Source organism: Flagellimonas ochracea (assembly GCF_009903685.1).
Classification (GTDB): domain Bacteria; phylum Bacteroidota; class Bacteroidia; order Flavobacteriales; family Flavobacteriaceae; genus Flagellimonas; species Flagellimonas ochracea.
In genome coordinates this window covers 42,904-57,011 of the sequence record NZ_JAAABI010000005.1, presented here as the reverse complement: position 1 = coordinate 57,011, position 14,108 = coordinate 42,904, and the positions used below count along the sequence as shown (strand labels likewise).

Here is a 14,108-nt window from a genome sequence, read left to right as displayed (position 1 = left end):
TTTAAACGGACCTTGGACATCGTAAAAACTCTTATGCGCGCATAGGAAAGGAGCTTATTACCACTATATTAGCAATTAAAACCTCCGCATGAAAATAGGCATTACGGGCACAGGAAGTTATATTCCATCCATTATTGCGAAAAACGAAGACTTTCTCCAACATCAATTTTTGGGTGCTGATGGTGCCCGGTTTGGGTATGAAAATGATGTGATCATTGAAAAATTTCAATCCATTACTGGAATTTCAGAAAGAAGATATGCCAAACCCCAACTGAATACTTCCGACTTAGGCCATCTTGCTGCGGAAAAAGCTATTGAAGATGCTGGAATTGACCGAGAAGAACTTGACTACATAATTTTCGCCCACAACTTCGGGGATATTGAGCATGGTACAATTCAGGGAGATACACTGCCCAGTTTAGCCACACGTGTTAAGCACTTGCTTCGAATAAAAAATCCGAAATGTGTTGCTTATGATATGATTTTCGGTTGTCCCGGCTGGATTGAAGGGGTAATCCAGGCCAACGCATTCATAAAAAGCGGCATTGCTAAAAAATGCTTGGTAATAGGCGGCGAAACCCTTTCAAGGGTTGTCGATGAACATGATCGCGACAGCATGATTTATTCTGATGGTGCTGGAGCTGCAATAATCGAAGCAAATGCCCAAAGTGGTGAAATCTTAGGTCATGCATCTGAAACACATGCCAACAATGAGGCCTTTTATTTATTTTTTGACAAAACCTATAATGAAGAAGGCTGCCCAAACACCAAGTACATCAAAATGCATGGCAGAAAAATCTATGAATTTGCCTGTACCCATGTTCCCAACGCCATGGCAGCATGTTTGGACGAAAGTGGTGAAAGCATCAATAACGTGAAGAAAATATTTATTCACCAAGCCAACGAAAAAATGGATGAGGCCATCGTTAAGCGTTTTTACCGTTTATACGGCAAAGAAGTGCCTCAGGACATCATGCCCATGAGCATCCATAAATTGGGCAATAGTTCTGTGGCTACCATTCCCACCCTTTTTGACCTGGTTCGAAATGGGGATTTGGAACCACATTCAATAGAAAAGGGAGACCTTGTCATTTTCGCAAGCGTGGGTGCGGGCATGAACATAAATGCTATTGTTTATCGCATCTAGTTATTCTGTTTCCCGTAGAAATACCAACAAAAACTCTTGCTTACGATTCAAAAAGATAGCTGAAGATCAGATTTCTTCTTGATTGTAATTTCTTTTTTGGATTTTTGAACCATGTACGAGAATAACTTTCCCAATAAGCGTTATCGCCATACCCTTGTGTTTCTAAAAAAGCACATCAATACTACGGAAACCATTTTGGATTTAGGTGTTGAAAATCCTTTTTCAGAGATTATGAAACAACACGGGTATTCCGTGGAAAATACCAAGGGGCAAGACCTAGACCTCGATTGGAAGCAAGTAAAAAATTCCAATGCCGATGTAATCACTGCCTTTGAAATTTTTGAACACATGTTGGCTCCTTTCAATGTACTGAAAGAAATGAAAGCCAATAAATTGGTGGCGAGTATTCCGCTTAAATTGTGGTTTGCATCAGCATACCGCAGCAAAACAGACCCTTGGGACCGACACTATCATGAATTTGAGGATTGGCAGTTCGATTGGTTGCTGGAAAAGGCAGGATGGACCATAAAAGATACCGCCAAATGGACCAATCCCACAAAAAAAATAGGTGTGAGGCCCCTATTACGACTGTTTACACCAAGGTATTACGTCGTTTATGCAGAAAGGGAGTAAACTTGTTTGGATTTTATGATTTGATTTTTGCACCTTTAGCCAATGCGAATAAGCATTATCATACCTGCCCACAATGAAGCGACCCATTTGGCTAAATGCCTTGATTCTTTCGTCAATCAGACATTGCTTCCTAACGAATTGATCGTGGTCGATGATAACAGTGCGGACAACTCTTTTCAGATTGCAACCTCCTATTCCCAAAAGTATGATTGGATAAACGTGGTTCAACGAAAGTCATCCAACGAACATATTCCTGGAAAAAAAGTGGTGGATACTTTTAATTACGGGCTAAAGCATGCTGCTGAATTCGACCTTATAGGAAAATTTGATGCCGACATCATCTTACCGCCCGATTATTTTGAAATGATGATCAACCACTTCCAATCCAACTGGAAATTGGGTATGTGCAGCGGACTTCTTTACATAAAAAAAGGAGAGCAATGGGTATATGAAAACATTGCTAATAAAACTCATATTCGGGGACCTATCAAACTTTACCACAAGGCTTGTTTTAATAAAATTGGAGGACTTCGTTCCGGCGTGGGTTGGGATACTGTGGATGTCCTACTTGCCAAATATCATGATTTTCACACATTGGTCGACGAATCGCTCCAAGTGAAACACTTACGACCCACTGGTCGAGGATACAGTTTGAAAAAAGCACATGCTAAGGGTGAAGCCTTTTATAAAATGAGGTATGGTCTTGTTTTAGCAAAGGTAGCAGCTTTAAAGATGGCCTGGCAAGCCAAAAATCCGTTATTATACTTTCAAATACTTATTGGTTACTTCAAATCGGCCATTCACAAATTGCCAAGGTACATTACCAAAGAAGAGGGCACGTTTGTCCGAAAGTATCGGTGGAGAGGTATTTGGTCAAAATTTTCTTGAATAGACTTCTAAAGAAATTTAAAACAGTAAAACATTTAGGACAATTATCTCTTTGATATACGTTTTTTCTTATCAACACCTAAGATTTTACTTTTTCAAAATATCACTTAATTAATACATTTAAACACTTATACATGTTTGACCTTCAATTGGTTAACTGAAATTAGGCATTCGTCAATTGGAAACTGTCAAAAGCGTCCCAAGGTTCTACTTTAAGGAGATGGAAGCTAATTCGGAAATCGATTGGAATGAAAAAAACTACCACTCTATTCGCTTTGCATAACTCTACCGTGGTTTTACTTTGTATGCTCTTCATTATCTTTTTTCCAAGTACTAGTGAAGCACAAACTCCCGGGCAAAGTTATTTTGACGACACAGGATACATAGAATATATCGCCGGAAACTATCCGTTAATCATTTCTGTACCCCATGGCGGATACTTGGTGCCTGACGAAATTGCCGACAGGAATTGCAATGGTTGTAATTATTCTAGAGATTCATTTACCCAAGAAATAGGAAGAAGCATTACTCAGTATTTTCATGACCAAACAGGTTTTTATCCACACGTCGTCATTAATCTTTTGGACCGAAGCAAACTAGATACCAATAGGGCGATAGAAGAAGGTGCCGATGGTGATCCAATAGGAGTAGAAGCCTGGAACAACTATCACAATTACCTTGAAACAACCAAAAACAAAATAATTCAAGATTATGGAAGAGGTCTTTTAATAGATCTGCACGGACATGGGCATCCGATACAGCGAATAGAACTGGGATATATTTTGACTCATACCGATCTTAATAAATCGGACGACGAGCTAAATACTCCTTTTCATATCAATAGAAACAGTACCAAAAATTTAATAAATGACAATGTATTGAATCTTGAACACGCCGAATTGGTCAGGGGACCCTTAAGTTTCGGTGCACTCATTCACAATAAGGGCTACCCAGCCGTACCCAGCCCAGCTGATCCTTTTCCAGAATTTGGAGACCCTTATTTTAATGGAGGTTACATTGTATATGAAAACGGAGCATTCTTTAGTGAAGAAATCGATGCGTTCCAAATTGAGTGTGACCAAGATATTCGAATTAATGGTGGAGAGCCTGGTAGAGAACAATTTGCGGAGCAATGTGCAACGGCCATTAATGAGTACATGAGTCTTCATTATGGGATTGGAGTAATCGACTTTGATAATGATGGTGTACCCAGCGATTTGGACTGTGACGACTTCGATTCAGCAATTAGCCCTAATGCCGACGAGGTCCCCTACAACGGGATCGATGACGACTGCGACCCCGCAACGCCCGACGACGACCTGGACGGGGACGGCTTTGCCAATGCGGACGACTGTGACGACAACGATGCCGCGGTCAACCCCGGTGCGGTCGAGCTGCCCTACAACGGCATCGACGATGACTGCGACCCCGGGACGCCCGACGACGATCTGGACGGGGACGGTTTCGCCAACGTGGACGACTGTGACGACAACGATGCCGCGGTCAACCCCAGTGCCGACGAGTTCCCCTACAACGAGATCGACGATGACTGCGACCCCGCAACGCCCGATGACGACCTGGACGGGGACGGCTTCGCCAATGCCGATGACTGTGACGACAACGATGCGGCGGTCAACCCCGGTGCCGACGAGGTCCCCTACAACGGGATCGATGACGACTGCGACCCCGCAACGCCCGATGACGACCTGGACGGGGACGGGTTCGCCAACGTGGACGACTGTGACGACAACGATGCCGCGGTCAACCCCGGTGCGGTCGAGCTGCCCTACAACGGCATCGACGATGACTGCGACCCCGCAACGCCCGACGACGACCTGGACGGGGACGGTTTCGCCAACGTGGACGACTGTGACGACAACGATGCCGCGGTCAACCCCGGTGCGGTCGAGCTGCCCTACAACGGCATCGACGATGACTGCGACCCCGAAACGCCCGATGACGACCTGGACGGGGACGGCTTCGCCAATGCCGATGACTGTGACGACAACGATGCCGCGGTCAACCCCGGTGCGGTCGAGCTGCCCTACAACGGCATCGACGATGACTGCGACCCGGGCACCCCCGACGACGACCTGGACGGGGACGGCTTCGCCAATGCCGATGATTGTGACGACAACGATGCGGCGGTCAACCCCGGTGCCGGCGAGGTCCCCTACAACGGGATCGATGACGATTGCGACCCCGCAACGCCCGATGACGACCTGGACGGCGACGGTTTCGCCAACGTGGACGACTGTGACGACAACGATGCCGCGGTCAACCCAGGTGCCGGCGAGGTCCCCTACAACGGGATCGATGACGACTGCGACCCCGCAACGCCCGATGACGACCTGGACGGCGACGGCTTCCCCAACGCCGATGACTGTGACGACAACGATGCGGCGGTCAACCCCGGTGCGGTCGAGCTGCCCTACAACGGCATCGACGATGACTGCGACCCCGCAACGCCCGATGACGACCTGGACGGGGACGGGTTCGCCAACGTGGACGACTGTGACGACAACGATGCGGCGGTCAACCCCGGTGCCGACGAGGTCCCATACAACGGGATCGATGACGACTGAGACCCCGACACCCTGGATGTAGAAGAATCTAACACCGCTTCAGAAAATGATGAGCAAACTGAGGAAGCTGTCACATTGGATGAAGCAGATGAAAATACAGCCGAAGATAATTCTATAGTAATCTATCCTAATCCATCAAACGAATATTTCAATATTAAAGCAGATGATGAATCAGAATTCCAAGTTGAAATTTTTGATTTGGCAGGTAGATTAATTTCGACTAAGAATATAGGAAAACGACTAGATACAGAAAGTCTGGCAAATGGCACCTACATTGCGAAGTTTAGAGAACTAAAAACTGAAAAAGTGACTTTGAAAAAACTAATTGTCATCAAATGGTAGTATCAAACTTTAGGCTGTGAATGTAAAAATCAGTCCAAAACCTCAGCTATCGGAGTACCTGTAGTCCCATTTGGAAAGGCTATACCCAACAAAGTAGCAATAGTAGGAGCAATATCGGGAATTTCGGTTCGATTCACCGTGCTTCCTTTCTTGATTCCTTTTCCGTAGAATACCAATGGCACATGGGTGTCGTAAATCATGGGAGAGCCGTGGGTTGAGCCTGTAGTTCTGTAAGAGGCATATCCAGGTCTAAGCACAAATAGGATGTCTCCAGAACGTCCTTGATTATATCCCTGCTGTAAAACATAGGGAATTCCGGAATCGTAATTATTTTGCCACATTTGGAAACCTGTGAATACCTGATTTATATATTCATATCCCAGGAGCTCCATAGCGATTTCTTCTTGGACATCTTCTAAATCAATATCAAGATTTGCAATTACCTTATGGTCTAAAAACACTTGATAATTTGAAATATTTTTTACAATATCGGTAGTGCCATATCGATATTTCAAGAAATCGGTAAATTTTGTTTTCATTTCATCCATGTCCAGATATCCAGCCGGAATTTTTTCATCCTTTAGATAGGCAGGCACATTCACTGCGCCGTGATCGGCTGTTAAAAAGACGGTATATTGTCCGATACCTACTTTTTCGTCCAACATGGTCAATATACGTTCTAAATCTAAATCCAAACGTAAATAAGTGTCCTGTACTTCCTTGGAATTCACACCATATTTATGCCCAATATAATCGGTACTGGAAAAACTGATGGATAAAAAATCCGTTATGCCATCAGACCCTAAACCTTCATTTTCCAGTGCTTCCAATGCGAAATCTGCCGTAAGATTGTTGCCGTATGGGGTATACTTTAAAATTTCAAAATCCCTTTCTTTGCTCAACAAATTGGGTGTAGCATGTGGGAATACCGGATTTTCCTCATCATCAAAAGGGGTCTCATATTTTGTATTGTCAGGGCCACTTTCTACATACAATTTGATATCTTTTAACGTATTCCATTCCTTTTTATAGGCCTTTATTCTGTCTGAAGCGTTAAAATCGACTACCCATTTTGGAAGTAGGTCCATATAATACCTACTGCTTACCCATTGGCCTACATTCTCACCTTCAAACCAATAGGCTGCATTGGCCATATGCCCTCCCGGCAATACAGCTCCTCTATCCTTTAAAGCAACAGCGATTACCTTGCCTCTCTTTTGGGTGTGCAGACGTAGTTGGTCCGTAATTGTAGTGGTCAATAAGCGATGGGGCGACATTTTTCCTGCTTCCGTTTCGGTTCCCAAGGATTCATAGTTTTCATCCGAGGCGCAATACACTTCTTTATCTCGAATCTTGTCATACCAGTTATTGCCGATTATACCATGCGTAGCTGGGGTAGTTCCGGTATAAACCGAGGCGTGTCCAGGTCCCGTGCTCGTGGGAGCATAATTGAAGTGGTGATTTTTACAAAGAAAACCCTCACCTATCATTCTTTTGAATCCCCCATCACCATAATGGCTCCAAAACCGGGTTAAATAATCATAACGCATTTGGTCCACCACTATACCCACCACCAATTTGGGGTTTTGGGCAATTTCAACGGGAGGTTCCTCTATCATGTCTTTTTTGCGTCGCTGACCGTAGGTCATTCCAACAAACAACAATGCGATAAAAAGGACGATAAGATTCGTGTTTTTCATGGATTTCTTTTAACCGAGCGATCACAAAATTATTCATTAATCCTTTAAAAAGATTAATTGAAGGTTAAATGCTGACAATATTGTTATTTTTATGCACGCAAGACCAAATTGAATACATGAACTACCTTGAAGCGATTGGGAAATACTTCATCATGATTTGGGAAGTATTTAAAAAACCGACCAAGTGGCCCATAATGAGATCCCTTATCTTAAAGGAAATTGATGAACTTATCTATGGCTCCATGGGTATCATCATTTTCATCTCCTTTTTCATTGGAGGCGTAGTCACCATTCAAACAGCTTTAAACTTAACCAGTCCCTTTTTGCCCAAAAGCCTTATCGGTTTTGCTACCCGTCAATCGGTAATACTGGAATTTGCTCCGACCTTCACCTCCATCATAATGGCAGGAAAAGTAGGGTCCTACATCACTTCAAGCATTGGCACCATGCGGGTTACTGAACAAATTGACGCCTTGGAGGTCATGGGTGTTAATTCACTCAACTATTTGGTTTTTCCAAAAATCATTGCCATGCTCATGTATCCTTTTGCAGTGGCCATTGCCATGTTTGTAGGTATTTGGGGTGGTTGGACCGCTGCAATTTTTGGTGGTTTTGCACCTAGCGGTGAGTTCATCAAGGGGTTACAAATGGATTTTGATTCGTTTCATGTCACCTATGCATTTATTAAAACCTTTTTCTTTGCTTTCATAATCGCCACATTGCCTTCTTTTCATGGGTTTTACATGACGGGCGGGGCGTTGGAGGTTGGAAAGGCCAGCACTACGGCTTTTGTTTGGACCAGTGTGGTCATTATAATATTGAACTATATCCTAACACAATTACTATTGGGCTAATGATTATTGTCGAAAATCTACATAAATCATTTGGAGACACCCATGTACTGAAGGGTATCAACACTACTTTTGAGCAAGGAAAGACCAATTTGATCATTGGTCAAAGTGGCTCTGGAAAAACTGTCTTTTTAAAATGTCTTCTGGGGCTTTTTGAACCGGAAGAAGGTCAAATATGTTACAATGGTCAATATTATTCTGAGCTTTCCATCAAGGAGCGCCGTAATCTAAGGCAGGAAATGGGCATGGTTTTTCAAGGCAGTGCGCTTTTCGACTCTATGACCGTGGAGGGGAATGTAATGTTTCCACTGGATATGTTCACTAAACAGTCTAGGTCTGAAATGCAAGATCGTGTAGATTTTGTCTTAAAACGCGTAAATCTTATCGATGCCCATAAAAAATATCCTTCGGAAATCTCTGGGGGAATGAAAAAACGTGTAGCCATTGCCCGTGCCATTGTCATGAACCCTAAATATCTCTTCTGCGATGAACCTAATTCAGGACTTGATCCAAAAACCGCGATTTTGATTGACAACCTCATCCAGGAAATCACTCAGGAATATGACATCACCACGGTTGTCAACACCCATGATATGAACTCCGTAATGGAAATTGGGGAAAAAATCATCTTTTTAAAAGATGGTTTCAAGGAATGGGAAGGCACAAACAAGGAAATCTTTAAAACCGATAATAAAGCGGTTACTGATTTTGTCTATTCTTCAGAATTGTTCAAAAAGGTTCGACAGATGTATATTGAAGAGCGAAATTGAAGGAGCTCATAATCATTTCTGATGTAGTTATCTAAAGACTAATCTACCTCCTTGACCACCAAAGTAGTATCCTGAAGCCTCAATTTCAGCCAAGCCAACAGTTTTTTGAATTCTGCCTGCTTTTCATTGTTCCGAATGCCTTCTTTCCATTTCACCTCAAAAACAGGAATAGTATCCAACTTGTTAAAATCGGTCTGTAGTTGATAGGAAAAACTCAGACCCGCAATGTCCTCATAATTTGCCTTGGCTTCTTGGCTTATATTGCTGAAAGGGATTTGTTTGCCCATGTTTTTGGTCAAATTGGCCACTTCCTCTTCCAATAATCGTATTTGCTCATCTTTGTTCAAGAGTTCGGCTTTGTTTTTTTCATAAAGTTCGCTTACATAATTGAACTTCTCTTCAGAATCGTCCTTTCCTCCCTGAATAATATGCAATTCGGCATCTTTTAATCGAGAATATTGGCTTTTTTGGGTTCTCCATGTGTTTATCACATTTTCCGGTATCAGTTCATCCCCCATACAAACCAATTCAATCAAAGGAGTCTTGCCATCGTTGTATTCAATTTGTGTCAAATTGTCCACATATCGGCCTGAGGCATCAAATTGGTACACTTCTATGGTGTCTTTCAAAAACTCTTGAGCCTGTTTCTTGAAGAGCGATTCCTGAAATACTTGGTAGAATGTAAATCCGGCAGGAATCATGACCAAGATTCCAACAATGGACGCTACTCGGGCGATAAACCTCCGTCTTTGGGAGTTAGCATATCGCACCATGGGAAAACGCAAAAATTTGATTATCAAAAAGGTTGCCAAGCCTATAAAAATGGTATTTATGGTAAATAGATACATTGCTCCCGCCGCATACCAGGGTTTTCCTATGGCCAGTCCAAAACCAACGGTACAGAGTGGTGGCATCAACGCAGTGGCAATGGCCACACCAAAAATAACACTGGCAATGGTACCCTTCTTTGCTCTAGCAATCACCAAAGCCAAACCACCAAAAAAAGCAATGAGCACATCCCGAATATCGGGCTTGGTACGCGCCAACAATTCCGAAGATTCATCACGCAGGGGGAAAAGATAGAAAAACAAAAATGCCGTAATCACACTCAATACCACCATCACGGCAAAATTCTTAAGACTACGACGGAGTGTGTCAATATCGTTTATGGCAAGGGACATGCCCATACCCAAAATGGGGCCCATCAATGGAGAAATAAGCATGGCACCGATTACCACCGCTGTAGAATTCGCATTCAATCCCACCGAGGCAATAAAAATAGAGCAGACCAAAATCCAAGAGGTGTGTCCTTTGAAAGGAATATCCGCTATGATGGATTCCTTGGTGGCGGCCGCATCGGTATTGGAGCGTATTTCCAAGAGGTCGGACAAAAACTTTCGAACACTGCCCAAAAGACCTTTGAAGTCCTTTTTTACCTCATCCCCACTATCGGAAGTAGGGGTAATGTTTTCATCTGTTAAATGTTCTTTCATCGTCAAGCGAACTGATCACCAAATTTGTCTTTTACCCCTGCCAAGACTTTTTTAATGTCTTGCTGTTTGGCTTTTGGATAGATTAAAAGGACATTTTCTTTGTCCACAACAATGTAATCTTCCAACCCTTCTATTACCACAATTTTATCCTTTGGGGACCGTATCATGTTACCTTTGGAATTTTCCAACAAGGTTTTGGCATTTACCACAGCATTTCCCATGTCATCTTTGTCCAACTTGTCATAGAGGGCGCCCCATGTACCTAAATCGTTCCAATCAAAAGTAGCCGGTAAGGTGTATATGGATTTCGATTGCTCCAAGATAGCATAATCAATGGAAATGTTTTCTGCCTTGGCATAATTTTCTTGGATAAAGGCACTTTCTTCACCTGTATTGTAACAAGAGATTCCTTCACTAAACAGTTGATGTTGATCTGGTTGATGTTTTTTGAATGCATTCACAATGGTGTTCACACCCCACATAAAGATTCCTGCATTCCACAGAAAATTCCCCTGTGCCAAAAACTCCTTGGCGCTTTCATAGTTCGGTTTTTCTCTAAACTGTGATACCTTTTTAAGTTTTTCAGAGCTTCCCTTTTCAAACTCGATATAACCAAAACCAGTATTTGGAAAGGTGGGCTGAATGCCAAGAGTACAGAGCACTTCTTCCTTTTCACATTTATCAAAGCAAGCTTTCACGTCGTTCTCAAAAGCTGTTTCATCCTCTATCCAATGGTCACTTGGGGCCACTATCATAACGGCATTTGGGTTCATTTTTTGGATCTTTAAAGCGGCATATAAAATACAAGGAGCGGTGTTGCGCATGGCGGGCTCAAGCACTACCTGCTCTTGGGCAACCTTGGGCAACTGCTCCAAAACCAGGCCATTGTATCGCTCATTGGTGAGAATCAAAATGTTTTCGGTCGGGATAAAACGATTAAGCCGGTCGAATGTTTTTTGAATAAGTGTTTTGCCTGTCCCCAACATGTCATGGAACTGTTTGGGATTTTCAGTGGTACTCACAGGCCAAAATCGAGAACCAACACCCCCGGCCATTAAAACTGCGTAATAGTTTTTGTTCATTTTTTTTATTTCATGTTGTCATTTCGAAATGAGCAAAGTGATTGAGAAATATTTACAATTAATTATGGGTTCGTAGATTTCTCACATACGTTCGAAATGACTTTTATAATTGATGTCGGGTCGAGCGCGGTGGAGAAGTAAGTATAGTCTCAACTGCGCTCGAAGTGACATTTATTGTATCAATTCAACCTCAGCATTGGGCTGGAACAAATATAATCTGCCTGTGGACAATTCCACACATTCGTACCGTTTTACTTTTTTGTTTCCTTTTTTGAACAATTTACCATTGTAAAGTCGAAATATACTACCGGTAGGAAGTTCGTACACATAACTACCGTTTCTTTCTTTCGCATCAAACGCCTTCAATGCAATGGACAAACGAGCGTCAGTACTACTGCTGGCCTTTGGATTTTTAAAGTGGTTGGCAATAATGGGTAACAATTGTGATGGAAAAACCTCGGGACGAATAAACGGCACCATCAAATGTTGAAAGATACGCTTCCATTCCAATCCGTGAGGTTTTATACGGCGGCCGTAGGTCTCAAAAGCCACCAAATGGGCAATCTCATGAACAAGGGTAATAAGAAATCGATATTTATTCAGTGAAGCGTTCACCGTGATTTGATGTAATCCGTTCGGCAATCTACGATAATCCCCATGGCGTGTAACGCGATGGTTTACAATCTTTAAATGCACCCCATGGGTTTTGATGAGCTCAAAACAAGATGCCACGGCGCGTTCTGGAAGATATGTTTGCAAGGTGGCGTTCACGCAAATAAAAATAAAGGACAGTTCTTGATTAGCACTTTTAGTTTTCTTTCTTTATGGCGTACTATTACTCACCTGTAATAACTTACCGTTGTAGAGTTTATGCCCGGTCAAGGCGAAATCCTTGATATAGGTGGCCATTTCCAGTGCGGTCACTGGGGCTTGGTAGCCAGGAAAAGCCTCTTCTAACATTTCGGTCTGTACGGCCCCCAAAGCCAATACGTTGAAACTGGGGCCTGTTTCTTTGAACTCTTCAGCCCACAATTCTGTTAAGGTAATCACTGCGCCTTTGCTAGAACTATAAGCGGAAAGTCCAGGGAATTTCATGCTGCCCTGTACCCCTCCCATAGAGCTGATGGTCACCACATGCCCCTTTTTACCCATTTTAGGCAACACCATTTTGGTTATCTCCGCCACACCAAATACGTTTACGTTGTAAACAGCCTCAAATTCGTCTCGGGAGGTTTCCAAAAAAGGCTTGTTCAGTAAGCTTCCCGCATTGTTTATCAAAACATCTATCGTATTCCAGGATTTTAAAAAGTCACCCGCTTTCTCAAAATCTTTGGAGTCTCCCAAATCAAAAGGGAAACCATGGACATTGGAAAGTTCCAAATCCAAAATAGGTTGGGCATTTCGGGATAAGGCCAGAACTTGATGTCCTTCTTCGGCAAAAAGTTTGACCAGTTCAAAGCCAATGCCCCTGCTTGTCCCTGTAATAATGATATTTGCCATAGTCAATTACTATTTGTCGTTCCCTTAAAACGGGGTCGATTGCATCCCTGAAGCCTCCTTAAGGGGATAATTTCAATTTATCTTGATTTCTTGTGTCGGTGCATTGGCAATACCTTCTAAAACAGGCAACATACTGTTTACCAAATGGGCCATATGCCCAAAATCCATAAGGTCTACCTCGTCGCCTACTTTGTGATAATGATCAAAGTTGGTAAAATCGAAGGTGCAATAGGTGTGTGAGGGCACTCCAAATTCCTTATGAAAGGGAAAATTATCGGAGCGTTGAAATAGATTATATTCCTGTGCTGTACGCAGATAGCCCACCAAGTTCGATTGGGCATATTTGTTGCTTATTTCTGCCAGATTGGATCGTTTGTAGCCAGTGATGTAAACCTCATAATCTCTCCCGCGCAGCGGGACCCCTGTCATCTCAAAATTGAGCATAGCATACAAATTCAACTCCTCTTCCTTTAATTTTTTAGCCAAATGTTCTGAACCCAGCAATCCTTTTTCCTCCGCACTGAACAAAGCAAAAATCAAACTACGCTTATTGTTTTTATAGGTGCCAAAGTGACGGGCAATTTCTAGAACTGTTGTTGTTCCCGAAGCGTTGTCATTGGCTCCATTGGCTATATAGTCCCCATTTTCGGGTGAAATGGTACCAATATGATCGTAGTGCGCTCCAATGAGGATATATTCATTTTTTAAGTCGGGGTCATTGCCCTCCACAAGGCCCACAATATTATAAGATGGTTTTTTGAAATTAATCAAGGTGTCGCGGTACGATGTAAAATAAGGTCCAACTGCATAGGATACGAAGTAATTTTCGATGTACTCAGCAGCCATCTCAATACCTTCACTACCTGCGTCGCGTCCTTTTAAATCATCAGAAGCGAGAAAATTCATGATTTCCTCCATACGATCGGCATTGGTAAATCCTGGTTCTTTTATAATGGCACCATCCAAATTCGCATCGGCCTTTACAACATCAGAAGTTGATGGTGGGGGTGGAATGATCTTGGTTTCCACAATCTGTGCGGAACCGCAGCTCAACAATGCAATAAACACAACGCAGGCAACTATTTTTTTCATTTATTCTGATTTATGTTTTTAAAGA

The 14,108-nt window shown here is 42.8% G+C and carries 14 protein-coding genes; 7 read left to right on the top strand and 7 right to left on the bottom strand.

The genetic code is table 11. The features are described 5' to 3' along the window. The first annotated feature begins 88 nt into the window (after nucleotides 1-88). From GTQ34_RS13275 to GTQ34_RS13265, 3 genes are all read left to right on the top strand, one after another. Nucleotides 89-1,147 carry a 3-oxoacyl-ACP synthase III family protein gene (locus GTQ34_RS13275; protein ID WP_166524302.1) on the top strand — a complete coding sequence of 353 codons (1,059 nt, stop codon included), beginning with the start codon at nucleotides 89-91 and terminating at the stop codon, nucleotides 1,145-1,147. 111 nt (nucleotides 1,148-1,258) lie between these two features. Next, on the top strand, nucleotides 1,259-1,780 hold the full coding sequence (locus GTQ34_RS13270) for a class I SAM-dependent methyltransferase (RefSeq protein WP_166524301.1): 522 nt from the start codon (nucleotides 1,259-1,261) through the stop codon (nucleotides 1,778-1,780). A gap of 42 nt (nucleotides 1,781-1,822) precedes the next feature. Beyond that, the gene (locus tag GTQ34_RS13265) at nucleotides 1,823-2,668 is read left to right on the top strand and encodes a glycosyltransferase family 2 protein (protein WP_166524300.1); all 846 of its coding nucleotides are present in this window, start codon (nucleotides 1,823-1,825) and stop codon (nucleotides 2,666-2,668) included. Nucleotides 2,669-3,582: 914 nt separating this feature from the next. Here the strand turns inward: GTQ34_RS13265 and GTQ34_RS13260 are convergent. Next, on the bottom strand, nucleotides 3,583-3,837 hold the full coding sequence (locus GTQ34_RS13260) for a hypothetical protein (protein ID WP_166524299.1): 255 nt from the start codon (nucleotides 3,835-3,837) through the stop codon (nucleotides 3,583-3,585). A 48-nt stretch (nucleotides 3,838-3,885) separates the two neighbouring features. On the opposite strand from GTQ34_RS13260, the gene GTQ34_RS13255 reads away from it, so the two are divergent. Together GTQ34_RS13255 and GTQ34_RS13250 are read left to right on the top strand one after the other, a co-directional pair. Next, nucleotides 3,886-5,253, top strand: a complete 1,368-nt coding sequence (locus GTQ34_RS13255; protein ID WP_166524298.1) for a MopE-related protein — start codon at nucleotides 3,886-3,888, stop codon at nucleotides 5,251-5,253. A gap of 75 nt (nucleotides 5,254-5,328) precedes the next feature. After that, a complete protein-coding gene (locus tag GTQ34_RS13250; protein WP_166524297.1) occupies nucleotides 5,329-5,595 on the top strand; it encodes a T9SS type A sorting domain-containing protein in 267 nt (88 codons plus the stop codon). Nucleotides 5,596-5,624: 29 nt separating this feature from the next. Here the strand turns inward: GTQ34_RS13250 and pafA are convergent, their stop codons facing one another. Beyond that, nucleotides 5,625-7,295 (bottom strand): alkaline phosphatase PafA, encoded by a 1,671-nt coding sequence (gene pafA / locus GTQ34_RS13245; protein ID WP_166524296.1) that lies wholly within the window; start codon nucleotides 7,293-7,295, stop codon nucleotides 5,625-5,627. Between the two features lie 116 nt (nucleotides 7,296-7,411). Here pafA and GTQ34_RS13240 point away from each other — a divergent pair, with 116 nt between their 5' ends. Both GTQ34_RS13240 and GTQ34_RS13235 read left to right on the top strand, forming a co-directional pair. Beyond that, the gene (locus GTQ34_RS13240; protein WP_166524295.1) at nucleotides 7,412-8,149 is read left to right on the top strand and encodes an MlaE family ABC transporter permease; all 738 of its coding nucleotides are present in this window, start codon (nucleotides 7,412-7,414) and stop codon (nucleotides 8,147-8,149) included. Further along, entirely contained in the window at nucleotides 8,149-8,916 is a 768-nt protein-coding gene (locus GTQ34_RS13235) for an ABC transporter ATP-binding protein (protein WP_166524294.1), read from the top strand. The genes GTQ34_RS13240 and GTQ34_RS13235 overlap by 1 nt, the downstream gene beginning before the upstream one ends. A gap of 38 nt (nucleotides 8,917-8,954) precedes the next feature. On the opposite strand, the gene GTQ34_RS13230 is transcribed toward GTQ34_RS13235, so the two are convergent. The 5 genes from GTQ34_RS13230 to GTQ34_RS13210 all read right to left on the bottom strand — a co-directional run bounded on the left by GTQ34_RS13230 (nucleotide 8,955) and on the right by GTQ34_RS13210 (nucleotide 14,083). After that, nucleotides 8,955-10,409, bottom strand: coding sequence for a DUF389 domain-containing protein (locus tag GTQ34_RS13230; protein WP_166524293.1), 1,455 nt, complete (start codon nucleotides 10,407-10,409; stop codon nucleotides 8,955-8,957). Nucleotides 10,410-10,411: 2 nt separating this feature from the next. Next, entirely contained in the window at nucleotides 10,412-11,491 is a 1,080-nt protein-coding gene (locus GTQ34_RS13225; RefSeq protein WP_166524292.1) for a mannose-1-phosphate guanylyltransferase, read from the bottom strand. A gap of 171 nt (nucleotides 11,492-11,662) precedes the next feature. After that, nucleotides 11,663-12,262 (bottom strand): SprT-like domain-containing protein, encoded by a 600-nt coding sequence (locus tag GTQ34_RS13220; protein WP_166524291.1) that lies wholly within the window; start codon nucleotides 12,260-12,262, stop codon nucleotides 11,663-11,665. 51 nt (nucleotides 12,263-12,313) lie between these two features. Next, the gene (locus tag GTQ34_RS13215) at nucleotides 12,314-12,991 is read right to left on the bottom strand and encodes an SDR family NAD(P)-dependent oxidoreductase (RefSeq protein ID WP_166524290.1); all 678 of its coding nucleotides are present in this window, start codon (nucleotides 12,989-12,991) and stop codon (nucleotides 12,314-12,316) included. Nucleotides 12,992-13,063: 72 nt separating this feature from the next. After that, a complete protein-coding gene (locus GTQ34_RS13210) occupies nucleotides 13,064-14,083 on the bottom strand; it encodes a M28 family metallopeptidase (protein WP_166524289.1) in 1,020 nt (339 codons plus the stop codon). Between the last annotated feature and the right edge of the window lie 25 nt (nucleotides 14,084-14,108).